Source organism: Pseudomonas sp. PME37.24/006, assembly GCF_055556635.1.
Genome location: NZ_JBVHNL010000003.1, coordinates 283,552 through 306,551 on the forward strand (window position 1 = coordinate 283,552; position 23,000 = coordinate 306,551).

The following is a 23,000-nucleotide window of genomic DNA, read 5'->3' on the forward strand; positions in this document are numbered from 1 at the left end:
ATAAAAAGCCCCGGCACTTGGCCGGGGCTTTTTATTGCGTCTCAGGCAATCAGCGCAGTGCCGGGCCCTGGAAGCCCATCCACATCGCCAGTTGCTCGGCGACGCTGGCACCCAGTTTCTTGGTAAAGCGATCCAGCGGGCTTTCCTGCACTGTGAAGTCCACCAGCTCTTGCTGACCAATCACTTCGCGCGCCACGTAGCTGGTATTACCCAGGGCATCGATCAGGCCCAGGCTCAGCGCCTGCTCACCGGACCAGATCAGGCCAGAAAACAACTCTGGGTGCTCGGCATCCTTGAGGCGATCGCCACGGCCTTTTTTCACGCTGTCGATAAACTGCTTATGGGTGGTTTCCAGCACGGTCTTCCAGAACGCAGCCTCTTCAGGCTTCTGCGGCTGGAACGGGTCAAGAAACGCCTTGTGCTCGCCCGAGGTATAAACGCGGCGGTCGACACCCAGCTTGTCCATCAAACCGGTGAAACCGAAGCTGGCCGCAGTGACGCCGATAGAGCCCACCAGACTGGCCTTGTCAGCGTAGATCTGGTCGGCGGCACTGGCGATGTAATAAGCGCCCGAAGCCCCCAGATCAGAAATCACCGCATACACCTTGGTGTCCGGATACTCGCCACGCAAACGACGGATCTCATCATAGATATAACCCGACTGTACCGGGCTGCCGCCTGGGCTATTGATGCGCAGGATCACACCCTTGGTGTAGGGATCTTTGAACGCTGCACGCAGGCTGCCAACGATGTTGTCGGCGCTGGCCGCCTCCTTATCCGCAATCATGCCGCGAACTTCAATCACCGCTGTATGCGGTGTGCTACTGGAGCCGCCCTGCAAGTTGAGCAGCGGCGAGAACAGCGCCAGTGCACCGAACAGATAAATGAAGGTCAGCAACTTGAAGAAAATCCCCCAGCGCCGCGAACGTCGCTGTTCATGCACGCTGGCCAGCAGCGTCTTCTCGAGAAGCTTCCAGCTCTTCGGATCACTCTCGGAGACCACCGGCGTCTTTCTATCACCCCACATGTTCAATCTCCTCGGTTAGGGGCTCGGCTACCGTCTGGTTCAGCCAGGCACTCAATTCCATGAAATGGTTGATCGACAACTTCGGCTCGTAGGCACTCAACGTCGTCAGCGTCTGCGCTCCGTAACCGACCGCCACCGAATCCATAGCCGCGCGTTGCGCCATCAACAGATCGAACGAGGCATCACCGACCATCAGCGCCTGGCTGGCAGGAACCCCACAGTGCTCGAGGATCTCGTGGAGCATTTTGGGATCGGGCTTGCTTGCCGTTTCATCGGCGCACCGCGTGATATCGAAATAGTCCTGCCAACCCAACGCATCGAGAATCCGTTGCAGGCCGCGGCGGCTCTTGCCGGTGGCAACAGCCAACTGATAGCCCTGCTCACGAAAGCTCGCCAGGCTCTGCTCGACGCCCGGGAAAAACCCCGACGGTATCCGATCTATGGCTAGGTAACAGTCGCTGTACGCAGTATGGAAGCGTTCGACGTGCTCGGCTGTGGTGAGTTCCGGATAAAGCGTCCTGATCGCCTCAGGCATCGCCAGGCCAATAATGCCCTTGACCGCCTCGTCGCTGCGCCGCGGCATGCCGCGCTGGTCGGCAGCCTGGTGCATGGCCATGACAATGCGGCCAATGGAGTCGACCAGCGTGCCGTCCCAGTCGAAAATCAGCAGCTTGTAGTCACGCACTGAGTCGCTCCACGGTACGCGCCCAGATATCGTCAACCGGCGCTTCGAGCTTCAGCACGCCACCGTCGGGCAACGGAATGTTCAGCTCGTAGGCATGCAGGAACAGGCGCTTGCCGCCCAACTCGCGGATCTCGCGGGTGAAGTCATCATCGCCGTACTTGCTGTCACCGGCGATGCAATGCCCGCCGTACTGGGCATGCACGCGAATCTGGTGGGTACGGCCCGTCACCGGCTTGGCTTCGACCAGGGTGGCGAACTCGCCGAAACGGCGCAGCACACGGAAGATCGTCAGCGCTTCCTTACCCTCCGGATTGACCTCGACCATGCGCTCGCCGGAACGCAGATTGCTCTTGAGCAGCGGCGCATTGATCTGCTTCTTGGCCGTCGCCCAGTGGCCACGCACCAACGCCATATAACGCTTGTCGACGCCATCGCCACGCAATTGCTCGTGCAGGTGACGCAGCATGCTGCGCTTCTTGGCGATCATCAACAGCCCGGAGGTATCACGATCGAGACGGTGTACCAGCTCCAGATCCTTGGTATCCGGACGCAACTGGCGAAACGCCTCGATCACCCCGTAGTTGAGGCCGCTGCCGCCATGCACGGCGATGCCGGCCGGCTTGTTCAGCACGATCAGCGCCTTGTCCTCATAAACGATGGCCGCTTCCAGGCGCTGCAGCAGCCCCTGAGCCAGCGGCTCGGGCTCGTCGCGCTCGGCCAGGCGCAGCGGCGGAACACGCACGATATCGCCAGGCTGCAGCTTGTATTCGGGCTTGATCCGCCCTTTGTTAACCCGCACCTCACCCTTGCGCAGGATGCGGTAGATCAAGGTCTTGGGCACGCCCTTGAGCTGGGTACGTAGGAAGTTGTCGATGCGCTGACCCGCGAGTTCAGGCGCGACCTCAATCAGCTGAACGCCGGAGGTTGGAGTAGTGGGTGTCGTCATGGCCGCGATCATACAATTTTTATGCAATTGAAGCACTTAATCATTGCTGCTATAGTCGCGAATGCCGCCAAAAGCGGCCTGATTCGCGGAAGTTGCCAAATCGCCATCGTGAATCAAGCAACCCTTTCAGGACGTAAGGCCGTCCGACGGGATTCTCAGAGAGCAATAGGCCACCAAGGCTGCTCGAGAAACTCGGAAATAAGGCCTGACACACAGATGCGCGACCTGCCCATATGGACGGTTGCGGTAATGCCAACCCGCTGCGGATTTTTCGCGAGCGGCACCCGATTTTCAGCGATACGTGTAGGGTGGAGATGCACAACGGTCGGCCTGCGTAGCAAACAGCTTTATCCAAGACGCTTTATCTCGTCCGCTACCGACCCTTGATTCCTCCTCCTGACTGAGAACGTGTATACGGTCTCGCGAGCTAGCGCCATGCAAGGCAATAAAAGGCTAGGAAGCAGAATTTACTGGTGTAAATGAACCTTCCAAGTCAGCTTTTAATGCAGCAAGGCGCGATGCGCAGCAGATCGTTAGCAGGTTCTGAGTGCTTTCTGTAAAAACAGCAAGCAGGAGACGTCCGTCGCGGCCCAGCACAACTGGCTGCTGCCGCTCGACAATGAAACGATTTACGCCCGTTTCTGACGCGCCTGACACCGACCCTGATCGTCGTGTGTGCCTAACGCGGCTTCCAGCAGCACCGGAAACCATTGGTACCACATGAAAAGAATGCTGATTAACGCAACTCAACCCGAAGAGTTGCGTGTAGCGCTGGTAGATGGCCAGCGCCTGTACGACCTGGACATCGAGTCCGGCGCCCGCGTACAGAAGAAATCCAACATCTACAAAGGGCGTATTACCCGTGTAGAACCCAGCCTCGAAGCCGCCTTCGTCGACTTCGGCTCCGACCGCCACGGTTTTCTCCCGCTTAAAGAAATCTCCCGCGAATACTTCAGCAAGGCCCCCGAAGGCCGCGTCAACATCAAGGACGTGCTCAAGGAAGGCCAGGAAGTCATCGTTCAGGTCGAGAAAGAAGAACGTGGCAACAAGGGCGCAGCCCTGACCACTTTCATCAGCCTCGCCGGCCGCTACCTGGTGCTGATGCCCAATAACCCGCGTGCCGGTGGTATCAGCCGCCGCATCGAAGGTGAAGAGCGCAACGAACTGCGCGAAGCCCTCAACGGCCTAGACATTCCCAACGACATGGGTCTGATAGTGCGCACTGCCGGCATGGGTCGCTCCAGCGAAGAAATGCAGTGGGATCTCGATTATCTGTTGCAGCTGTGGACCGCCATCAAAGAAGCGTCCCTGGATCGCCCTGCCCCATTCCTGATCTATCAGGAAAGCAACGTCATCATCCGCGCCATCCGCGACTACCTGCGCCAGGACATTGGCGAAGTACTGGTCGACAGCGTCGAAGCCCAGGAAGAAGCCCTGACCTTCATTCGCCAGGTGATGCCGCAGTACGCCAGCAAGATCAAGCTGTACGAAGACAGCGTGCCGCTGTTCAACCGCTTCCAGATCGAAAGCCAGATCGAAACCGCCTTCCAGCGTGAAGTGAAGCTGCCGTCCGGTGGTTCGATCTACATCGACCCGACCGAAGCCCTGGTGTCCATCGACATCAACTCGGCGCGCGCCACCAAAGGCAGCGACATCGAAGAAACGGCCCTGCAGACCAACCTGGAAGCAGCCGAAGAAATCGCCCGTCAGTTGCGCCTGCGCGACATCGGCGGCCTGATCGTCATCGACTTCATCGACATGACGCCGGCCAAGAACCAGCGCGCAGTCGAAGAAAAAGTGCGTGAAGCTCTGGAAGCCGACCGCGCGCGCATTCAGGTAGGGCGCATCTCGCGCTTCGGCCTGCTGGAAATGTCCCGTCAGCGTCTGCGCCCATCGCTGGGCGAAAGCAGCGGCATCGTCTGCCCGCGCTGCAACGGTCAAGGCATCATCCGTGACGTCGAATCCTTGTCGCTGGCGATTCTGCGCCTGATCGAAGAAGAAGCCCTGAAAGACCGTACCGCCGAGGTTCGTGCCCAGGTACCAATCCCGGTCGCCGCTTTCCTGCTCAACGAGAAGCGCAACTCGATCACCAAGATCGAACTGCGTACCCGTGCGCGCATCGTCATTCTGCCGAACGATCACCTGGAAACGCCGCACTTCGAAGTGCAGCGCATCCGTGACGACAGCCCGGAAGCCCAGAGCACCCAGACCAGCTACGAAATGGCCACGGTCGAAGTCGAGGAAGAAAAGCCGGCAGCCGCGACCCGCACCCTGGTTCGCCAGGAAGCCGCGCTCAAAGCCGCCCCGCAACGCAGCGCGCCTGCGCCAGAAGTTACCGCAGCTGCACCTGCAGCGCCTGTTGCCGCCACCGCGCAAACCGGTTTGTTCAAAGGCTTGGTGAAGTCCCTGGTGGGCCTGTTCGCCGGTGCCGAAGAGCAGAAACCGACCGTGGTCGAAAAGAAGCCAGGCGAGCGTCAGCCGCGTGGCGACGAGCGTCGCAACGGTCGCCAGCAGAATCGTAGCCGTGGCAACCGCCGCGACGAAGAGCGCAAGCCGCGTGAAGAACGTGCCCCACGTGAAGATCGCGCAGCGCGCGAGGAACGTGCGCCTCGTGAAGAGCGTGCACCGCGTGAAGAACGTCAGCCTCGCGCCCCACGTGAAGATCGCCTGCCGCGTGAGAACGTGGAAGTTCGCGAGCCTCAGGAAGTGCGTCAATCCCGTCCGCCGCGCGAACCGCGTGAAGGTCAGGAAAACCGCCGTGAGCGTCGTCCGCGCGAAGAGCGTCAGCCGCGCGAACTGCGCGCCCCGCTGGATGCCGAGCCGCAGAACGAAACCGCAGCCGTAGCCGGTGAAGAAGCTCGCGCCGAACGCCCGCAACGTGAGCCGCGTCAGCCACGTCAACCTCGCGAGGAGCGTCAACCACGCGCCGAGCAGGCTCAGGCAGACGCCGCTGAAGACGAAGTGCTGAACAACGACGAGCAGCAAGACGACGATCAGGAAGGTAACGAAGGCGGTGACCGCCCACGTCGCCGTTCCCGTGGCCAGCGTCGCCGCAGCAATCGTCGCGAGCGTCAGCGTGATGCCGATGGCAACCCAATCGAAGGCAGCGACGACAACTCGGAAGAGCCGGTAGACAACGGCAGCATCGCTGCCGCCGCCACCGTGGCCGCGGTTATCGCCGAAACCGAGCAGCCGGCTGCACAACAGCCGGTCGCTCAGGAAGCAGCCACCGCTACCGAAACCGCAGCACCTGCCGCCGTTCAGGACGTACAGCCAGCGGTCGAGATCGAGCAGCGCGTACAAGTTGCTGCCGTTGTGGTCGAAGACGCTCCAGCGCCAGTCGAAGTGCAGGCAGAAACAGTTGCCGAGCGCGCCGATGCAGTGATCGAGCCCCTGCCTGAAATCGAACGCCCACGTGCTTCGGCACCGAACTTCGAAGCAGTACAGCAGGAAGCTCTGGTCGCGGCCGAGCCAGTTAGCGAAGCGGTCGCCGTCGAAGCACCTGTTGCCGAAACGCCAGTGATCGAAGCACCGGCCATCGAAGCGCCAGTCGCCGAGACCACCTTCACCGCCGCCCCCGAGGCTACTCCGGTCGTCGAAAAAGCTGCAGCTGAAGCGCCTGTGGTCGAAGAGCAGGCCGCACCGGTTGCAAGCAACGGCCGCGCGCCGAACGACCCGCGTGAAGTACGTCGCCGCAAGCGTGAAGAAGAGCGCCTGGCTCGCGAAGCTGAAGAGGCCGCCAAGGCCGCTCCAGCCGTAGCGGTCGTTGAAGCCGAAGCCGCTGCTCCGGCAGCCGAGAGCGAAGCCGTCGTCGACACTCAACCGGCCAGCGAGCCAGTCGAGCAAACCGACGTCATCGTCACTCCGGTCGACGACAGTGCTCAGCACGATCAGGATGCGCCCAAGCCGCAAGCCTGATAGGTAACGCGCAACAGAAAAAGGGATGCTTCGGCATCCCTTTTTCTTGCCTGCGATTCTTGGAGACCCATCGCGAGCGACTGCAAAGCGCGCGCCCAGCATTTTTGCATGCGCTATCAGTTGCCCCGGGTATCGCTCTGCTCAACCGCGGGCTACGGGAGCATGCACCAGGTAGCCCCCCGGTTGAAGCACAGCGATACCCGGGAACGAAGGAATAGGGAGAGATTAGGACTGCTAGCCCCGCCAATCCGGCGAGGCTACGCAGAGGATCAGAGCACGTTCGGCTCGATTTCCAGGCTCACGCCAAAACGCTCGGCGATATCCGCCTGAATGCGCTGCGCCAGCGCGAGCAGTTGCTGCCCACTGGCTTGACCGTAGTTGACCAGCACCAGCGCCTGCAGACGATGCACGCCGGCATCGCCATCGCGAAAGCCCTTCCAGCCAGCCTTTTCGATCAGCCAGCCTGCTGCCAGCTTCACCTGGCCGTCGGCCTGAGGATAGGCCACCAGATCCGCATGACTCAGCTGCAGACGCTGCGCCAACTCGGCCGGCACCAGCGGGTTCTTGAAGAAGCTGCCGGCGTTGCCGAGTACTGCTGGATCCGGCAGCTTCTCGCTGCGAATGGCGCAGATGGCGCGACTGACGTCGCTGGCGCTCGGCGCCTCGATGCCCTGCTCTGCCAGGCGCTGACGCACCGGGCCGTAATCGAGATGCAGCGGCGCATTGCAGCTCAGTGCGAAACGCACGCGCAGGATGATCCAGCGCCCACTTTCACGCTTGAACAGGCTGTCACGATAAGCGAAGGCGCAAGCGTGCAGATCAAATTCGTGGATTTTGCCACTGTGGCGATCCAGAGCCGTCAGACCAAGAAAGCAATCCTTCAACTCGACGCCATAAGCACCGATGTTCTGTACTGGCGAGGCGCCGACCGTACCGGGAATCAGGCTGAGATTTTCCAGGCCGGCAAAACCTTGCAGCAGGGTCCATTGCACGAAATCATGCCAGGGCTCGCCCGCCTCCACCTCAATCTCCACCCGCTGACCGTCGTCGGCCAGTAGACGAATACCGCGGCTGGCCATGCGCAGCACCAGCGCATCGACGTCGGCGGTCAGCAGCAGGTTGCTACCGCCTCCCAGCACCAGCAACGGCACATGCCGCTCGCGCGCAGCGTCGAGCGCCTGGCGCACCTGATCATCATCTTCCGCCTCGGCAAAGTAGCGTGCAGCCACATCCACGCCGAAGGTGTTGTAGGCCTTGAGCGACACACCAGAGCGTACCAGCAGGCTCATAGGCGACCCTTGAGCTCGGTCAGCAATGCATCGCTGGCCTGCTCGAGCAGATCAAGCACCTGCTCGAAGCCTTCGCTACCGCCGTAATAAGGATCAGGCACTTCATCCACAGCCAGCTCGTAGCGGCGCAGGTACAAGTCCAGTTCTCCCCGCGCCTGAGCAGGACGCATACGCTGCAGATCGCGCAGGTTGGCAGCATCCATGGCCAGCACCAGATCGAAGCGCGAGAAGTCGTCAGCAGAAACCTGACGACCGCGCAGGCCGGACAGATCGTAGCCGCGCCGGCTGGCCGCCTCTTGGGTGCGCGGATCCGGGGCCTTGCCCACATGCCAATCGCCAGTCCCGGCGGAGTCGACTTCGATGCGCTCAGCCAGCCCCGCCTGCAGCAGACGCTGGCGTAGCACCGCTTCGGCAGTAGGTGAACGGCAGATATTGCCCAGGCAAACAAACAGAACGCGCATCAGGCACCCAGCAGCCGGCGCACACGGTCGAGGTCTTCCTGGGTGTCGACGCCAGCAGGCGGCGCCTCCAGCGCATCAGCGACATGGATACGCACGCCGTGCCAGAGCGCACGCAACTGCTCCAGACACTCGGTGTTTTCCAGCCAGCAAGGGCCCCAGGCGACGAAGTCCTGCAGGAAGCCGGCTCGGTAGGCGTAGATGCCTATATGCCGGCGATAGGGAACGTTGGCAGGCAAGGTATCGCGATCGGCCGCGAACGCATCACGTGCCCACGGCAGCGGCGCGCGGCTGAAGGTCAGCGCCAGGCCATTGAGATCGCTGGCGACCTTGACCACATTGGGGTTGAAGAGCGCGGCAACATCATCGATCGGCTCCGCCAGAGTAGCGATGGCGGCTTGAGGGTTGGTGGCCAGATTGGCTGCCACCTGATCGATGATCGCAGGTGGCACCAGTGGCTCGTCACCCTGTACGTTGACCACGATGGCATCAGCAGCCAGCCCCAACGCAGCCGCCACTTCGGCAAGCCGGTCGGTGCCGGAGTTGTGATCGACGCGAGTGAGCAGCACCTGGGCACCGAACCTCTGGCAAGCCTCGACGATGCGCACATCATCGGTGGCCACCACGACCTGGGTTGCGCTGCTTTTGCAGGCCTGTTCCCAGACATGCTGGATCATCGGTTTGCCGGCGATATCCTGCAGCGGTTTGCCTGGCAGGCGTGTGGACGCGTAACGCGCCGGGATCACCACGGTAAAGGCGTTGCTCATCTTACTTGTCCAGGCGTTCGTCGTCGTTGAGGGTGCGGGCTTCGCTTTCCAGCATGACCGGAATGCCATCGCGGATAGGATAGGCCAGACCGGCACCTTTACTGATCAGTTCGGTCTTGTCCTGGCTGAGCTTGAGCGGGCCCTTGGTGATCGGGCAGGCCAGGATATCGAGCAGTTTCGGGTCCATGGGAAATCCTTGAGAACAAGAGGAGTGAGCGCGTGACGCGGTTACTGCCGCTCGCCGAGCAGACGATCCAACCGGGCATAGAACCACGTGCGGAAAGCTGGCGAAGGCTGAGCATCGACAGCCAGGTACCACCAATCGTCAGCCGCGAAGGCCCGGCATTTCACCGCGTCTTTCTCCGTCATCACCAACGGCAGCGCCGGCGAGAAATTCAGCAGCTCGGCGCTGTAGGCAGCATGGTCGGCGAAAGCATGCGCGACAGGCCGCCAGTGTAGCGCCTCGAGGGTTGTGAAGAAACGCTGCGGATTACCGATACCAGCCACCGCATGTACGGTCTGACCGGGCGGGAAGTGATCGAGCGGACGGCGCTCGCCGCTGCGCAGGTTGATCACGGCGCTGGGCACCAGGGTAAAGGCATAACCACCCTGAGGATCGCTCGGCGCACCGTTGTAGAGACAGGCATCCACGCTTTGCAGTCGCTCAGCGGGCTCGCGTAGCGGCCCGGCAGGCAGGCAGCGACCATTGCCCAGGCCGCGCACGGCGTCGATCAACACCAGTTCCAGATCACGGGCCAGACGATAGTGCTGCAAGCCATCATCACTGAGTAGCAGATCCAGCGACTCCTCGGCCAGCAAGGCGCGAGCGGCGCGAGCGCGATCCGGGTCGATCATCAGCGGCACGCCACTGCGCTGCACGATCAGCAGCGGCTCGTCACCAGCCTGCTCGGCAGTGTGCTCGGCCCTGACCCGCCAGGGCAGGCTCGGCGGCTTGGCGCCATAGCCACGACTGATCACGCCAACGCGCAGGCCGCGAGCCTGGCACTGCTCGACCAGCCAGAGAATCAGCGGTGTCTTGCCGGTACCGCCGACGGTGATGTTGCCCACCACGATCAACGGCACGGGTGGGCGATAAATCTCGCCCACGCCAGCGAGAAAGCGCGCGCGCTTGCGCTGCACCACACCACGGTACAAAGCCTCCAGCGGACGCAACAGCGCCAACGCTGGATGCCCTTCATACCAGGCCTGCACCAGACGGTCGGAAAAGCTCGGCATCAGGGCGCTGCCTGAGTCTCGACCGTGGTGATGCGCAGGTGCGCGAAGCCCAGCTTGCCGGCGGCATCCATGGCGGTGACCACTGACTGGTGGCTGGTCTTGGCGTCGGCACTGATGGTCAACGGCAGGCTGTTGTCACCGCCGGACTCCTTCTGCAGGGCCGCCATCAGGTTATCCAGATCATTCTTGATCAGGGCCTGACCGTTGAGCGAGAAGCCGCCCTCTGCCGATATCACCACTTCCAGCTGCTTCAGTTCGCTCTGCTCGGGCGGCGTGCCGCTGGCAGCCTCGGGCAGATCGACCTGCATACGGGTTTCACGCGTGAAAGTAGTGGTCACCACGAAGAACAGCAGCAGGATGAACACCACGTCGATCAGCGAGGCGAGATTGATCTCGACCTGCTCACGCCGTCTACGTCTGAACTTCACGCCTTCTTGCTCCCCTTGGCCGGCTTGGGCTCCTCGGCCAGGTCGACATCGCGCTCGCCCTGCACCATCTCCACCAGCTTGATCGCTTCCTGCTCCATGCCGACGACCAGTTCATCGACGCGGCGCTGCAGAAAACGGTGGAAGAACAGTGCCGGAATCGCCACGATCAGCCCCGACGCGGTGGTGATTAGCGCTTTGGATATACCGCCTGCAAGCAAAGCTGGATTGGCTGTGCTGCCGCCCATGAAGGAGCCGAATATGTCGATCATGGCAATCACCGTACCGAGCAAACCGAGCAATGGGGTAATGCCAGCAATCGTGCCCAGGGCATTCAGGTAGCGCTCCATCTCGTGCACCACGCGGGCTGCGGCTTCTTCAATGCACTCTTTCATCACCTCACGGCCGTGCTTGGAGTTGGCCAAACCAGCGGCAAGGATTTCGCCCAGTGGCGAATGCGTGCGCAGCTCCTTGAGCTTCTGATTATTAAGCTGCTTGTCCTTGATCCAGCGCCATACCTGCCCCAGCAGGTTAGGCGGTGTAACGCGACTGACGCGCAGCGTCCACAGCCGCTCGGCGATAATGCCAAGGGCAGCGATTGAACACAGAATGATTGGCAGCATCACCCAGCCGCCAGCTATAACCAGTTCCCACACGGTGGCAAATCCCCTTCGCAAAAGTGGCGCCACTCTAGCATAGGGGCGTGATGTCGCCGACGGCTGCGGTTCTCATTTTTCCCGCCAGAAACGCGGTATTTCACGTAACGCATGCGGTTCGCCAAATGAACCGAGATCGATCCGCAGTGCGCCGCTCTCGACGCTGTCGTGCGCCTTGGCATCAAACGTCACATAACGCGAGACGACTGTTGGATGAGGATGGCCATAAGCATTGTGCCGGCCACGGGAATACAGCACCGCCTCAGGCCTGACCGCCTTGAGCAATGCCCAGGATGACGAGCTGCGACTGCCATGGTGCGGCGCCAGCAACCACTGGGCCTGGAGATCGCGCCCTGTATCGATAAGCGCTCGCTCGGCACGCCCATCAATATCGCCGGTCAGCAATATGCGTTCCCCCGCGGCCTCGATCATCAGCACACAGGATGACTGGTTGCTGTCAGTGGCATCCGCCCAGCGCCAGGTGCTGAAGTGCACGCCGTCCCATGTCCAGCTTTCCTCCCGGCAAGACTCCGCCTGCAGTACAGCCGGCAACACCGACGCCTCGCCACTGACAATCCGACTGACAGGTATGCCTCGGGCCACTGCTTCAGCGCCGCCAGAGTGATCGTTATCGGAGTGGCTGAGCAGCAGCATGTCCAGTGCACGCACATCCAGCGCCCTGAGCGACGGCAGCACCACGCGCTCGCCCATATCGAAATCACCAAAACTGGGGCCGGCGTCGTAGAGCAAAGCGTGCTCGCGGGTCAGTATCAGCATCGACAAGCCCTGCCCAACATCCAGCATCCATACCTCAGCACGCTGTTCAGCTGGCCGTTGCACCGGCGTGAACAGCAGGGGCAACAGCAGCACCAAACCCAGCCCGCGCAGCGGTACCCCGCCGGGCAGGAGGAGCAGCAAGGCACCCAACGCCACCAACAGCCAGGCCCAGAACGGCAAGGCGCTGGGTAACCAGGCCGGCAGCCAATCGGCCATCAGTGCCAACAGCCGAAACAGCCATTCCAGGGCAAAGCTCGCCCACCACAGCAGGGCCTCACCCAGCCAGGGCACGGGGAGCAGCAAGGTGCCGAGCAATGCGGGCGGCACCACCGCGAAACCGACCCAGGGCACGGCGATCAGATTGGCCAGCGGGCTGCTGGCGCTGATGGGTAGCCCGAGGGCCAGCAGCATCGGCAGCAACCCCACGGTCATCGCCCATTGCGCGCGCCCCAGGGTACGCCACCAAGCCCAGGCCCCGAGGCGCGCAGCAAAGATCAGGATAAGTAGCCCCACGGCGCCAAACGAAAGCCAGAAGCCCGGCTGCAACACCGCCAGCGGCTCGAACAACAGCACCGCGACCAACGCTACCAGCAATGGCAAGGTGATGCCCAAGTGGCGAAAACGCCAACGCCACAACAGCACCAGACCAATCATGGCGCAAGCACGCTGCACCGGCACGTCGAAACCGGCCAGCAGGCTGTACCCCAGCGCCGAAGAAAAAGCCAATAAGCAGGCCGCCGGCAGCCAGGGCAAGAACCGCGGCCACCAGCCCAACCGCGCCAGCCAGAACACCAGGCCGTAGAACATGCCGGCCACCAACGTCACGTGCTGGCCGGATATCACCAGCAGGTGCACGGTGCCAGTACTTTGCAGAACGCGCCAATCGTCCACCGACAAGCCAGAACTATCGCCAAGAACCAGGGCCGCCAACCCACCTGCACGACCATGAGGATCCTCGGCGAGCATCCGCTGACGCACACGATCTCGCCAAGCGCTGCTACCGCCCGCCTCGCTCAAGCGCTGTCCGGATTTTATGGTGCCGACAGCACCGATGCGCTGCGCCAGCAACCAGGCCTCGTAATCGAAGGACTGCGGATTGACCAGGCCGTGCGGACGTTTGAGGTTGACCGCCAGCCGCCAGGTTTCGCCCGCTCGAATCTGCGGCCCGCCATACCAGGACAGGCGCAACAGCTGCGGTAGCTCGGCGCGACGCGATTTCGGTTGCTGTAGATGAAAGCGCACCACATCCTCGCGCACATCCGGCAAATCCACCACCCTGCCCTCCAGCCACAAGGTGCGGCCATCGAGTGCGGGGTCGAGGCGATCATCCAGCGTCCACTGCGCAGAGGTGCATGCCCAACTGAAGCCCAACAGAAACAGCCCGATGGGGTAGGTGCGAAAAGGCAACAGCGCCAAACCTGTCAGGCCCGACATCAGCAATATAAAGCTTGACGGTAATTGCGGTACGAAGCGCAGCAGCAACAACCCCGCCACCAATGCCAGCAACCCAGTACGCAGGTTGCCTGATCGAGTCCCTTCCATGGACACCCTTCTGATCCAGAAATGAAAAGGCCGCTAATCAATAGCGGCCTTTTCGAGACTAGCACCTCATTCGTAACGCAGCGCCTCGGCCGGCTGCGTACGCGACGCACGCCAGGACGGATATAGCGTGGCGAGGAAGCTGAGGATAAGCGCCGCACTGCAGATCAGCACCACGTCACCGACCTGCAACTCGGACGGCAGAGTGCTGATGAAGTAAACATCAGAGCTGAACACATGCTGGCCACTGATACGCTCCAGCCAACCCACCAGTTCACTGACATTGAGCGCCGCCAGCACACCAAGCACACCGCCGATCAGCGTACCGATCACCCCGATCACAGTGCCCTGCACCATGAAGATACCCATGATCTGCCGTGGCGTAGCGCCCAAGGTTCGCAGGATAGCGATATCCGCACCTTTGTCGGCAACCACCATGATCAGTGTGGCGATAATGTTGAACGCGGCCACCGCAACGATCAGCAGCAGTAACAGGCCGATCATGGTTTTCTCCATCTTCATGGCGCTGAACAGGCTGCCCTGAGTCTGTGTCCAGTCACTGGCGTGGTAACCCTCGCCCAGTTGTGCGGCAATCGCACTGGCGACCTGTGGTGACTGATAGAGATCCTTCAACTTGAGGCGGATACTCTGTACCGAGCCCGGTTCCAGACGCTGGATCTGCGCAGCATCGGCGACGTTGATCAGAGCCAGAGAGCTGTCCAGATCGGCGCCCACCTTGAACACCCCAACCACGTTCAAGCGCTGCATGCGGGGTGTGATGCCACCGGGCACCGAGCTGATTTCCGGCACGATCAGCGCCAGGCGATCACCGACCTGAAGCTGGAAGCGGCGGGCGGTGATCTCACCGATGATCACCCCGTACTCGCCTTCGCGCAGATCGCTCAAGCGACCCTGCACCATGTGATCGCCGATGATCGAGACCTTCGGCTCCAACTCGGGGTCAATGCCGTGCAGTTGAATCGGCTGCATCACGCCACGGTAGGAAAGCATGCCTTCCAGCTCGGCGAACGGCACGGCCGCTTCCACCTGGGGATTTTCCAGGGCGGCCTTGGCCGGCGCCTGCCAGTCGGCCAGAGCCGGCGAACCGACGATGGTCGCGTGGGGCACCATACCAAGAATGCGCGAGCTCATTTCACGGTGAAAACCATTCATCACCGAGAGCACCACGATCATCGCCAGCACGCCCAGGGCGAGGCCGATCATCGAGGTCAGGGAAATGAACGAAATGAAGTGGTTGCGGCGCTTGGCACGGGTGTAACGCAGACCGATGAAGACACTCAGCGGGCGAAACATCAGGCGTGCACCAGCTTGCCGTCTTCCAGGCTCAGCACCCGATCCATCTGCCGCGCCAGTTGCAGGTCGTGAGTCACCACCAGAAAGGCGGTCTGCGACTGCGTGCTGAGTTCGCGCATCAGATCCTGAATGCCTTGAGCGGTGTGGTTATCCAGGTTGCCGGTTGGCTCATCGAGCAGCACCAGGCCGGGTCGATTGACCAGCGCCCGGGCAATCGCCACGCGCTGACGCTCACCGCCAGACAGCTCGGCAGGCTTGTGGCTCAGGCGATGGCCCAAACCGACGCGTTCGAGCAACTCGGTGGCCCGCTGACGCGACTCGCTGATCGAGGTCTTGCCGATCAGCAGCGGCATACACACGTTCTCCAGCGCGGTGAACTCGGCGAGCAGGTGATGGAACTGGTAGACGAAACCCAACGCGCGGTTACGCAACAGGCCACGCTGTTTCTCGTTGAGTGCCGAGAGTTCTTCACCAGCCAGCCAGACGCTGCCACTGCTGGGCGTATCCAAGCCGCCGAGCATATTGAGCAGCGTGCTCTTGCCCGAGCCGGAACTACCGACGATGGCCACCCGCTCACCTGGCAAAAGCTCCAGCTGCAGGTCGTCGAGAACCACCACCGCCTGCGGGCCTTCTTCGTAGCGCTTGCCTAGGTTGCGACAGCTGAGCACGGCGTTCGCCTGCGCCTGCACGACCGGATCACTCATAACGTAATGCCTCCGCGGGCTGGGTGCGCGCCGCGCGCCAGGCCGGATAAAGAGTAGCGAGGAAACTCAGAACCAATGCCGCACCACAGACCTGCACCACGTCGGCGAGCATCAGCTGCGACGGCAGGTAGTCGATGAAGTACACATCGGCATTGAGAAACTTGAAACCGAGCAGGCGCTCGACGCCTGCGATGATCGAGCTGATGTTGAGTGCGGCAAGAATGCCCAGCACTGCGCCGATCAAGGTGCCGATCACGCCAATCACCGTACCCTGCACCATGAACGTTGCCATGATTTGCATGGGCGTGGCGCCAAGGGTACGCAGGATGGCGATATCGCCTTTCTTGTCGGTCACCACCATCACCAGGGTGGAGATGATGTTGAAGGCCGCCACGGCGACAATCAGCAGCAGCAACAGGCCGATCATGGCTTTTTCCATGCGGATGGCCTGATACAAATTGCCGTGGGTGCGTGTCCAGTCGCGAGCCAGGTAATCCTGCTCACCGAAGCTTTGCGCCAGTTGCCAGGCAGTGCGCGGTGCCTGAAACAGGTCAGCGAACTTGAGGCGGATGCCCTGTACCTGATCGACCTGATGACGCTGCAGACGGGCCAGGTCCTGGATATGGGTCATGGCCACGAAACCGTCGATTTCACCCGCACCGACATGAAAGATGCCGACCACGGTGAAGCGCTTGAGGCGCGGGAACATGCCGCCTGGGGTCACGGTAACTTCCGGCGCCACGAAGGTCACCTTGTCGCCCAGCCCGACACCGAGTTTCTCGGCAGCCTTGTCGCCGATGACGATGCCGAAGGTGCCTGGTTGCAGATCCTCCAGCCGACCCTCGCGGAAGAAGTCACCGATAATCGACACCTTGGGCTCCTCGACGGGATCCACGGCGTTGATCAGCACCTTCTGTACCTTGCCATCGTTGGTCAGCAGGCCTTGCATCTGGCTGAACGGCGCCACGGCAAGAACTTGAGGGTTCTGCAACGCCCGGTCGGCGAGGCGGCGCCAATCACTGATCGGCTTGGAGCTCTCGACCGTGGCGTGGGGCACCATCCCCAAGACGCGGGTGCGCATTTCATGGTCGAAGCCGTTCATTACCGACAGCACCAGGATCATCACCAGCACACCAAGTGCCAGCCCGATCATTGAGGTCAGGGAAATGAACGAAACGAAGTGGTTGCGACGCTTGGCCCGCGTGTAGCGCGTACCGAGAAAAACGGACAGGGGTCTGAACATGTGGGGCGCTTGTTCGAGGGAAAGAGGAACGTCCTTGTGGCGGGGCCTGGCGAGCGGCCTTACACTCTGACCACCACCGCTGCCATGGGTTCGCCATGTCGACTCAAGACGAAAATGATCGCCGCGAATACTACCGTATCGAGGACACGATCGCACTGGATTTCACCCCACTGGCGGGTGCCGAAGCCCTCGCCAGTGACGAGCTTCACGACGCCTCTCCGCTGTTCAACCTGCTCAGCGAACTGCATCTGATGGACTTCGAGTCCCAGCACTTGCTGCGTAACATCAGCGAACGCGACCGTACCCTGGCCAACTACCTCAAGGTGGTCAACAAACGCATCGACCTGCTCGGGCAGGCCATGGCCCAAAGTCTGCTGCGCGACATCGGCCCACCGAAGCGGGTCACACTGTCGGAGGGCGGCATCAGTTTCTTCAATGCCCAGCCGGTGTCGGTCGATAGCCATCTGGCAATGAAGATGGTGCTGATGCCCCAGGCACTGGGCCTGCTGCTGCGCGCCAAGGTGCTGCATTGCCAGGGGCACGAAGGGCAGTTCGAAATCGGCGCCGAATTCGAAGCGCTGACTGACGCACAGCGCCAACTGCTCGCCCGACATATCCTGCAACGCCAGGCGCAGGAGCGCCGCCAGGCTCGTGAGGATTCCGTATGACTGCACGTCGATTTATTTTGTCACTGGCTTTGTTGCTGCCGCTGACAACCCATGCCGACACCCTGACCATCCCCATCGGCCAACAGGGCGCCGACCTTACCGATCTGCCACAGCTCGGCCAGTCCAAACGCTCGGTACTGGAGCGTTTCGGCCTGGCTGACGAAGAACATCCCGCCGTCGGCAAGCCGCCGATCACCCGCTGGGACTATCGTGAATTCAGCGTCTATTTCGAATACGACCATGTGATCAACAGCGTGCGCCACCAACAGCCGCGCGCCACACGAACCGAGTAAGGAGCAACTGTGACCCTGATCTACGGCCACCGCGGCGCCAAGGGCGAAGCCCCGGAAAATACCCTGACCAGCTTTCAGCAGTGCCTAGAACACGGCGTACGCCGCTGCGAGCTGGATCTGCACCTGTCGCGCGACGGCGAACTGATGGTCATCCATGACCCGACGCTCAAGCGCACCACCGGCCAGCGCGGCAAGGTGGTCGAGCACGAAGCCGCCGACCTGGTTCACTACGACGCCCGTCACGGTGGCCCGGGCTGGCGCCACCCCTGCCCTATTCCGCGCCTGAGCGAACTGTTCGAGCAGTGCGATTTCGAGCACTGGCAACTGGAGGTCAAGAGCGCCTCCAAGGTACGCGCCGCACGCACGGTGGAAGCCATCGCACTGCTCAGCCGACGTTTTGGCCTGGGCGACAAGATCACCATCACCTCCAGTTCTCGTGAGGTACTGAGCGCCGCCCAGCGCCTGACACCCCACCTGGCCCGTGGCCTGGTCGCCGAATACGCCTGGCTCGACCCGATCAAGGTAGCCCGCAATTACGGCTGCGACCTGCTGGCCCTGAACTGGACACTGTGCACCCCCGAGCGCCTGCTCAAGGCACAGAAGGCCGGCTTGCACGTGTCGGTTTGGACCGTCAACGAACCCGCCCTGATGCGCCGCCTCGCCGACTTCGGCGTGGACAGCATCATCACCGACTTCCCCGGTATCGCAGTGAGCACACTGCGCGGCTAGGCAGACGAACATCAATGATGGGTATCGTCGTTGCGCTCCCCCACCTCCGCTCATCCCATCCTACGGAGACAGAGCCTACACCTCAGTAGGATGGGTCGAGCGAAGCGATACCCATCAAACGATGTCAGCATTGCCTCACTCGATCAGTGCAAACCAGCACGGGCAGTCGATAGATAGGCAAGCGAAGGAAAACCGCCCATAAAAAAACCGATCCACAAGGGATCGGCTTTCTGGCCTGCTTAGAAGCTCTCGCGGTTTGGCCAGCGCCAGTCGCGGGAGTCGGCGAAAGGATCCCCGACCGGCTCAGGCCACCGGCCGGAGCCGCTCAAAAAAGCCGGTTGAGACCATCGAACGCCGCTACGCGATAAGCTTCGGCCATGGTCGGATAGTTGAAGGTGGTGTTGACGAAATACTTCAGCGTATTCGCCTCGCCCTTCTGGTTCATGATCGCCTGACCGATGTGCACGATCTCCGAAGCCTGGTAGCCGAAGCAGTGCACACCAAGCACTTCCAGGGTTTCGCGGTGGAAGAGGATCTTCAGCATGCCCACCGGCTCGTGGGAAATCTGCGCACGCGCCATGCTCTTGAAGAACGCCTTGCCAACTTCGTACGGAACCTTCGCCTTGGTCAGCTCGTGCTCGTTCTTGCCGATCGAGCTGATCTCGGGAATGGTGTAGATGCCGGTAGGAATGTCATCGACGACCCGCCAGCTACCGTTATCGACGATGCTGCCAGCCGCTGAGCGCCCCTGGTCTGCAGCGGCACTGGCCAGGCTCGGCCAGCCAATCACGTCACCGGCAGCATAGATATTGTCGACTTCGGTACGGTAGTGCTCGTCGACCTGAACCTGACCACGGCTATTGACGTTGATGCCTATATTTTCCAGGCCCAGCTTGTCGGTGTTGCCGGTACGCCCGTTACACCACAGCAACGCATCGGCCTTGAGCTTCTTGCCGGATTTGAGGTGCAGGATCACCCCGTTATCCAGCCCTTCGATGCGCTCGTACTCTTCGTTATGACGAATCAGCACATTGTTGGTACGCAGGTGGTAGCTCAGCGCATCGGAGATTTCCGAATCAAGGAAGCTCAGCAGTTGATCACGGTTGTCGATCAAGTCAACCAACACGCCCAGACCACTGAAGATCGATGCGTACTCACAGCCGATCACACCGGCCCCATAGATGATCAAGCGTCGCGGGGTGTGGCTGAGGGTGAGGATGGTGTCGCTGTCGTAGACGCGCGGGTGATTGAAATCAACATCCACCGGGCGATAGGGACGCGAACCGGTGGCGATGATCACCTGTTTGGCCGACAGGGTTTCCACTACACCGTTGGGGCAGACCACTTCAATGGTCTGATCGTCGGCAAAGCTGCCAGTACCGAAAAAAACATCGATCCGGTTGCGGGCGTAATAGCTGGTACGCGAAGTAACCTGCTTGCCGATTACCCCCTCGGCGCTCTTCAATACATCAGGAAAGGAGAACCAGCGTGGCTCGCCGATCTGACGGAACATGGGGTTGGTATTGAACTGCATGATCTGCCGCACCGAATGGCGCAGCGCTTTGGACGGGATAGTACCGAGGTGGGTGCAGTTACCGCCGACTTCGCGACGGTCATCGACCACCGCCACCTTGCGCCCAGCCTTAGCCGCATTCATCGCGGCTCCCTCTCCTGCCGGGCCGGAACCCAATACCACTACATCGTAGTTGTAGACCGCCATGTTCACTCCTCAAATCGCACCGGAACGCTTATCGAACGTTCTCGGCAGAACCACGCCTAACAGCCTGGTACGTAACATCTCGCAACGCCGCCTAGCCTAACGCTCAACACGGTGATTGGCGATCAGCGCTTGCTCGCATCGTACGTCTGTACCGTTGCGCCCGCTCCGTTGCCTGCTTCGCTGGTGACCTCGTCACACTTCTGTCGGTCACCGCCACAGATCGAACATTCCTTCTCGATCCCCAGGTTGGCAATGCCACCGCAGGAACCGGCAATGGGCTTGCGGCCCATTATCACGCCTACGGCCATCATGCCGACGACCAGTACCATGACTAAAAATACAACCACAAAGGTCATTGCTCTTCTCCCGCAGCGAATAGCTGCTCGAATGCGCTGGTTCCGTGAGAGACGAAACCGTCGCCCTTACGTACGACGAAAAATGCCGCAATTGCGTTGCGCTCAGCGAAAGCCTCACCGGCTTCCGGCCCGAGCACCATGAGTAGAGTAGACAAGCCATCAGCGCGTAAGGTCGATGGATCTGCCACGGTCACCGCTGCCAAGCGGTGGTTCACCGGCTTGCCGGTCACCGGATCGAGGGTGTGCGAGTAACGCTGACCATCCTCTTCGAAATAGTTGCGATAGTCTCCCGAGGTCGAGATGCCATAGCCATCGAGCAACAGGATGCGCTGGGCAACACGCTGATCGTCTCGTGGCGCCTCGAGCCCGATACGCCAGTGGCTACCATCGGGCTTTCGCCCTGCAGCCTTGAGCTCCCCTGTCGCCTCCACCAGATAGCTACTTACGCCCATCTCACCAAGCCTGGCAATGATCCGGTCAACTGCGTACCCGGCGGCGATGCTGTTGAAGTCAACCTCGACATCGACATCCTTGCACAACAGACTGCCATCGATACGCAGATGCTGCTGGCCGACACGCTGGCGCGCCGCATCCAACTTCTGCGCATCCGGCACGGCTTCGCCCTGTCCCTTCGGGCCGAATCCCCACAGATCAAGCAACGGTTCCAACGTCAGATCGAAGGCGCCGCCACTTTCTTCATGCAGGCGATTACCGGCCGCAATCAACGTCAGAACGCCCTCGGGCATCTCCTGGCAGCTGCCACCCGGTGCGCGGTTGAATTGCTCGATCAGAGAATCGGCACGGTAGGTGGACATCTGCAGGTCAATCTCGGCAAGAATCGCCTCGGTGGCGGCCTTGATCTCGCTCTGCGGAGCGACACCCTCGCTGCTCACGTATTTGACCGAGTAGGTGCTGCCCATGGTCGGGCCACCAAACTCTTCAACCCGATCAGAAGGAAGACAGCCCGTTAAGGCTGCCGCCAGGGCGACAGCGATAACGGGCCGAAATACCGCTAATCCCACCTCAACCGCCAAAGTCGTCGAGGAGAATATTTTCCTGCTCCACGCCAAGCTCGGTCAGCATCTTGATAACCGCAGCGTTCATCATGGGCGGACCGCACATGTAGAACTCACAATCTTCCGGCGCCGGGTGATCCTTCAGGTAGTTCTCGTAGAGCACGTTGTGAATGAAGCCCTTGAGGCCTGTCCAGTTGTCTTCAGGCTGTGGATCAGACAGCGCCAAGTGCCACTGGAAGTTGGGATTCTCCGCCTGCAACTGGTCGTACTCTTCGTTGTAGAAGGCCTCACGCATGGAGCGTGCGCCATACCAGAAGCTGATCTTGCGCGTGGACTTCAAGCGCTTGAGCTGATCGAAGATATGCGAGCGCATCGGCGCCATACCGGCACCACCACCGACGAAGATCATCTCGGCATCGGTATCTTTGGCGAAAAACTCTCCGAATGGCCCATAAACCGTCACCTTGTCACCCGGTTTGAGGCCAAACACCCAGGACGACATCTGGCCTGGTGGCAAATCGTCCTTGCCTGGAGGTGGCGAAGCGATACGGATATTGAACTTAACGAGGCCGACTTCTTCGGGATAGTTGGCCATGGAGTAGGCGCGAATCACGGTCTCGTCGACCTTGGACACGTACTTCCACTGGTTGAACTTGTCCCAGTCGCCGCGATACTCCTCCTGAATGTCGAAGTCCTTGTAGCTGACCACGTGCGGCGGGCATTCCAGCTGCACGTAACCCCCGGCGCGGAAGTCGACGTTCTCGCCCTCGGGCAACTTGAGGGTGAGCTCCTTGATGAAGGTAGCCACGTTGGGATTGGACTCGACCGTACATTCCCATTTCTTCACGCCGAAGACTTCTTCCGGCACTTCGATCTTCATGTCCTGCTTGACCGCGGTCTGGCAGGACAGACGCCAACCCTCACGGGCCTCACGCTTGTTGAAGTGCGACTCCTCGGTGGAGAGCATCTCGCCACCACCGCTTTCGACGATGCACTTGCACTGAGCGCAGGTGCCGCCGCCGCCACAGGCCGAAGACAGGAAAATATTGTTCGAGGCCAGCGTCTGCAGCAATTTGCCGCCAGCCGGTACCACGATGGTTTTTTCACCATTGATCTCGATGCTCACATCGCCGCTGGAAACCAGCTTGGCGCGCGCCACGAGAATGATCAGCACCAGCGCCAGGACAATAGCGGTGAACATGCCGATCGCGAGGAAAATTTCGTAATTCATCTG

22 protein-coding genes are annotated in these 23,000 nt (G+C 61.1%); 4 read left to right on the top strand and 18 right to left on the bottom strand.

Annotation, left to right across the window (positions count from 1 at the left end; genetic code table 11):
• Nucleotides 1–49: 49 nt before the first annotated feature.
• Genes sppA through rluC form a run of 3 tightly spaced genes read right to left on the bottom strand, consistent with a single transcriptional unit; the run spans nucleotide 50 to nucleotide 2,658 of the window.
• Complete coding sequence (gene sppA, locus ACZ3GY_RS12215; RefSeq protein ID WP_465910201.1) at nucleotides 50–1,027, bottom strand: signal peptide peptidase SppA; 978 nt, start codon at nucleotides 1,025–1,027, stop codon at nucleotides 50–52.
• Nucleotides 1,017–1,712, bottom strand: a complete 696-nt coding sequence (locus ACZ3GY_RS12220) for an HAD-IA family hydrolase (RefSeq protein ID WP_465910202.1) — start codon at nucleotides 1,710–1,712, stop codon at nucleotides 1,017–1,019. Before ACZ3GY_RS12220 ends, sppA begins: the two co-directional genes overlap by 11 nt.
• The gene (gene rluC, locus ACZ3GY_RS12225) at nucleotides 1,705–2,658 is read right to left on the bottom strand and encodes a 23S rRNA pseudouridine(955/2504/2580) synthase RluC (protein ID WP_465910203.1); all 954 of its coding nucleotides are present in this window, start codon (nucleotides 2,656–2,658) and stop codon (nucleotides 1,705–1,707) included. The genes ACZ3GY_RS12220 and rluC overlap by 8 nt, the downstream gene beginning before the upstream one ends.
• Nucleotides 2,659–3,378: 720 nt before the next feature.
• On the opposite strand from rluC, the gene rne reads away from it, so the two are divergent.
• Nucleotides 3,379–6,576: a ribonuclease E gene (gene rne, locus ACZ3GY_RS12230; RefSeq protein WP_465910204.1), complete on the top strand. Its 3,198-nt coding sequence runs from the start codon at nucleotides 3,379–3,381 to the stop codon at nucleotides 6,574–6,576.
• 269 nt (nucleotides 6,577–6,845) lie between these two features.
• Here rne and murB read toward each other — a convergent pair whose 3' ends face one another.
• The 11 genes from murB to ACZ3GY_RS12285 form a co-directional block, all read right to left on the bottom strand.
• Nucleotides 6,846–7,865 carry a UDP-N-acetylmuramate dehydrogenase gene (gene murB / locus ACZ3GY_RS12235; protein WP_465910205.1) on the bottom strand — a complete coding sequence of 340 codons (1,020 nt, stop codon included), beginning with the start codon at nucleotides 7,863–7,865 and terminating at the stop codon, nucleotides 6,846–6,848.
• Nucleotides 7,862–8,326: a low molecular weight protein-tyrosine-phosphatase gene (locus tag ACZ3GY_RS12240; protein ID WP_463565475.1), complete on the bottom strand. Its 465-nt coding sequence runs from the start codon at nucleotides 8,324–8,326 to the stop codon at nucleotides 7,862–7,864. The genes murB and ACZ3GY_RS12240 overlap by 4 nt, the downstream gene beginning before the upstream one ends.
• Nucleotides 8,326–9,090 (bottom strand): 3-deoxy-manno-octulosonate cytidylyltransferase, encoded by a 765-nt coding sequence (kdsB, locus tag ACZ3GY_RS12245; protein ID WP_465910206.1) that lies wholly within the window; start codon nucleotides 9,088–9,090, stop codon nucleotides 8,326–8,328. The genes ACZ3GY_RS12240 and kdsB overlap by 1 nt, the downstream gene beginning before the upstream one ends.
• A 1-nt stretch (nucleotide 9,091) precedes the next feature.
• Nucleotides 9,092–9,277 carry a Trm112 family protein gene (locus ACZ3GY_RS12250; RefSeq protein ID WP_131178347.1) on the bottom strand — a complete coding sequence of 62 codons (186 nt, stop codon included), beginning with the start codon at nucleotides 9,275–9,277 and terminating at the stop codon, nucleotides 9,092–9,094.
• 41 nt (nucleotides 9,278–9,318) lie between these two features.
• A complete protein-coding gene (lpxK, locus tag ACZ3GY_RS12255; protein WP_465910207.1) occupies nucleotides 9,319–10,326 on the bottom strand; it encodes a tetraacyldisaccharide 4'-kinase in 1,008 nt (335 codons plus the stop codon).
• Nucleotides 10,326–10,754 (bottom strand): flagellar polar localization protein PocB, encoded by a 429-nt coding sequence (pocB, locus tag ACZ3GY_RS12260; protein ID WP_463565478.1) that lies wholly within the window; start codon nucleotides 10,752–10,754, stop codon nucleotides 10,326–10,328. The genes lpxK and pocB overlap by 1 nt, the downstream gene beginning before the upstream one ends.
• A complete protein-coding gene (pocA, locus tag ACZ3GY_RS12265) occupies nucleotides 10,751–11,407 on the bottom strand; it encodes a flagellar polar localization protein PocA (protein ID WP_465910209.1) in 657 nt (218 codons plus the stop codon). Before pocA ends, pocB begins: the two co-directional genes overlap by 4 nt.
• 72 nt (nucleotides 11,408–11,479) lie before the next feature.
• Nucleotides 11,480–13,726: a DNA internalization-related competence protein ComEC/Rec2 gene (locus ACZ3GY_RS12270; protein ID WP_465910210.1), complete on the bottom strand. Its 2,247-nt coding sequence runs from the start codon at nucleotides 13,724–13,726 to the stop codon at nucleotides 11,480–11,482.
• Nucleotides 13,727–13,792: 66 nt separating this feature from the next.
• Entirely contained in the window at nucleotides 13,793–15,037 is a 1,245-nt protein-coding gene (locus ACZ3GY_RS12275; protein WP_463565480.1) for a lipoprotein-releasing ABC transporter permease subunit, read from the bottom strand.
• Nucleotides 15,037–15,741 (bottom strand): lipoprotein-releasing ABC transporter ATP-binding protein LolD, encoded by a 705-nt coding sequence (gene lolD / locus ACZ3GY_RS12280; protein ID WP_463565481.1) that lies wholly within the window; start codon nucleotides 15,739–15,741, stop codon nucleotides 15,037–15,039. Before lolD ends, ACZ3GY_RS12275 begins: the two co-directional genes overlap by 1 nt.
• Complete coding sequence (locus ACZ3GY_RS12285) at nucleotides 15,734–16,984, bottom strand: lipoprotein-releasing ABC transporter permease subunit (RefSeq protein WP_463565482.1); 1,251 nt, start codon at nucleotides 16,982–16,984, stop codon at nucleotides 15,734–15,736. Before ACZ3GY_RS12285 ends, lolD begins: the two co-directional genes overlap by 8 nt.
• 95 nt (nucleotides 16,985–17,079) lie before the next feature.
• Between ACZ3GY_RS12285 and ACZ3GY_RS12290 the strand changes: the two genes are divergently transcribed.
• The 3 genes from ACZ3GY_RS12290 to ACZ3GY_RS12300 are packed head-to-tail and all read left to right on the top strand — an operon-like array spanning nucleotide 17,080 to nucleotide 18,674.
• A complete protein-coding gene (locus tag ACZ3GY_RS12290) occupies nucleotides 17,080–17,652 on the top strand; it encodes a PilZ domain-containing protein (protein WP_465910212.1) in 573 nt (190 codons plus the stop codon).
• On the top strand, nucleotides 17,649–17,945 hold the full coding sequence (locus tag ACZ3GY_RS12295) for a phosphodiesterase (RefSeq protein WP_463565484.1): 297 nt from the start codon (nucleotides 17,649–17,651) through the stop codon (nucleotides 17,943–17,945). Before ACZ3GY_RS12290 ends, ACZ3GY_RS12295 begins: the two co-directional genes overlap by 4 nt.
• Before the next feature lie 9 nt (nucleotides 17,946–17,954).
• Nucleotides 17,955–18,674, top strand: coding sequence for a glycerophosphodiester phosphodiesterase (locus tag ACZ3GY_RS12300; protein WP_465910213.1), 720 nt, complete (start codon nucleotides 17,955–17,957; stop codon nucleotides 18,672–18,674).
• A gap of 325 nt (nucleotides 18,675–18,999) precedes the next feature.
• On the opposite strand, the gene sthA is transcribed toward ACZ3GY_RS12300, so the two are convergent.
• The 4 genes from sthA to nqrF form a co-directional block, all read right to left on the bottom strand.
• Nucleotides 19,000–20,394 carry a Si-specific NAD(P)(+) transhydrogenase gene (gene sthA / locus ACZ3GY_RS12305; RefSeq protein ID WP_463565486.1) on the bottom strand — a complete coding sequence of 465 codons (1,395 nt, stop codon included), beginning with the start codon at nucleotides 20,392–20,394 and terminating at the stop codon, nucleotides 19,000–19,002.
• Between the two features lie 122 nt (nucleotides 20,395–20,516).
• The gene (gene nqrM / locus ACZ3GY_RS12310; RefSeq protein ID WP_465910215.1) at nucleotides 20,517–20,750 is read right to left on the bottom strand and encodes a (Na+)-NQR maturation NqrM; all 234 of its coding nucleotides are present in this window, start codon (nucleotides 20,748–20,750) and stop codon (nucleotides 20,517–20,519) included.
• Nucleotides 20,747–21,670 carry an FAD:protein FMN transferase gene (locus ACZ3GY_RS12315; RefSeq protein ID WP_465910217.1) on the bottom strand — a complete coding sequence of 308 codons (924 nt, stop codon included), beginning with the start codon at nucleotides 21,668–21,670 and terminating at the stop codon, nucleotides 20,747–20,749. Before ACZ3GY_RS12315 ends, nqrM begins: the two co-directional genes overlap by 4 nt.
• Nucleotides 21,671–21,773: 103 nt before the next feature.
• Nucleotides 21,774–22,997, bottom strand: coding sequence for an NADH:ubiquinone reductase (Na(+)-transporting) subunit F (gene nqrF, locus ACZ3GY_RS12320; protein ID WP_465910218.1), 1,224 nt, complete (start codon nucleotides 22,995–22,997; stop codon nucleotides 21,774–21,776).
• Nucleotides 22,998–23,000 lie beyond the last annotated feature (3 nt).

Excerpts from the sequence above, each read along its gene's own strand:
- sppA (WP_465910201.1), bottom strand. The coding sequence starts at position 1,027 with ATGTGGGGTGATAGAAAGACGCCGGTGGTCTCCGAGAGTGATCCGAAG.
- rluC (WP_465910203.1), bottom strand. The coding sequence starts at position 2,658 with ATGACGACACCCACTACTCCAACCTCCGGCGTTCAGCTGATTGAGGTC.
- rne (WP_465910204.1), top strand. The coding sequence starts at position 3,379 with ATGAAAAGAATGCTGATTAACGCAACTCAACCCGAAGAGTTGCGTGTA.
- murB (WP_465910205.1), bottom strand. The coding sequence starts at position 7,865 with ATGAGCCTGCTGGTACGCTCTGGTGTGTCGCTCAAGGCCTACAACACC.
- ACZ3GY_RS12240 (WP_463565475.1), bottom strand. The coding sequence starts at position 8,326 with ATGCGCGTTCTGTTTGTTTGCCTGGGCAATATCTGCCGTTCACCTACT.
- kdsB (WP_465910206.1), bottom strand. The coding sequence starts at position 9,090 with ATGAGCAACGCCTTTACCGTGGTGATCCCGGCGCGTTACGCGTCCACA.
- ACZ3GY_RS12250 (WP_131178347.1), bottom strand. The coding sequence starts at position 9,277 with ATGGACCCGAAACTGCTCGATATCCTGGCCTGCCCGATCACCAAGGGC.
- lpxK (WP_465910207.1), bottom strand. The coding sequence starts at position 10,326 with ATGCCGAGCTTTTCCGACCGTCTGGTGCAGGCCTGGTATGAAGGGCAT.
- ACZ3GY_RS12270 (WP_465910210.1), bottom strand. The coding sequence starts at position 13,726 with ATGGAAGGGACTCGATCAGGCAACCTGCGTACTGGGTTGCTGGCATTG.
- ACZ3GY_RS12275 (WP_463565480.1), bottom strand. The coding sequence starts at position 15,037 with ATGTTTCGCCCGCTGAGTGTCTTCATCGGTCTGCGTTACACCCGTGCC.
- lolD (WP_463565481.1), bottom strand. The coding sequence starts at position 15,741 with ATGAGTGATCCGGTCGTGCAGGCGCAGGCGAACGCCGTGCTCAGCTGT.
- ACZ3GY_RS12285 (WP_463565482.1), bottom strand. The coding sequence starts at position 16,984 with ATGTTCAGACCCCTGTCCGTTTTTCTCGGTACGCGCTACACGCGGGCC.
- ACZ3GY_RS12290 (WP_465910212.1), top strand. The coding sequence starts at position 17,080 with ATGTCGACTCAAGACGAAAATGATCGCCGCGAATACTACCGTATCGAG.
- ACZ3GY_RS12295 (WP_463565484.1), top strand. The coding sequence starts at position 17,649 with ATGACTGCACGTCGATTTATTTTGTCACTGGCTTTGTTGCTGCCGCTG.
- sthA (WP_463565486.1), bottom strand. The coding sequence starts at position 20,394 with ATGGCGGTCTACAACTACGATGTAGTGGTATTGGGTTCCGGCCCGGCA.
- nqrM (WP_465910215.1), bottom strand. The coding sequence starts at position 20,750 with ATGACCTTTGTGGTTGTATTTTTAGTCATGGTACTGGTCGTCGGCATG.
- ACZ3GY_RS12315 (WP_465910217.1), bottom strand. The coding sequence starts at position 21,670 with ATGGGCAGCACCTACTCGGTCAAATACGTGAGCAGCGAGGGTGTCGCT.
- nqrF (WP_465910218.1), bottom strand. The coding sequence starts at position 22,997 with ATGAATTACGAAATTTTCCTCGCGATCGGCATGTTCACCGCTATTGTC.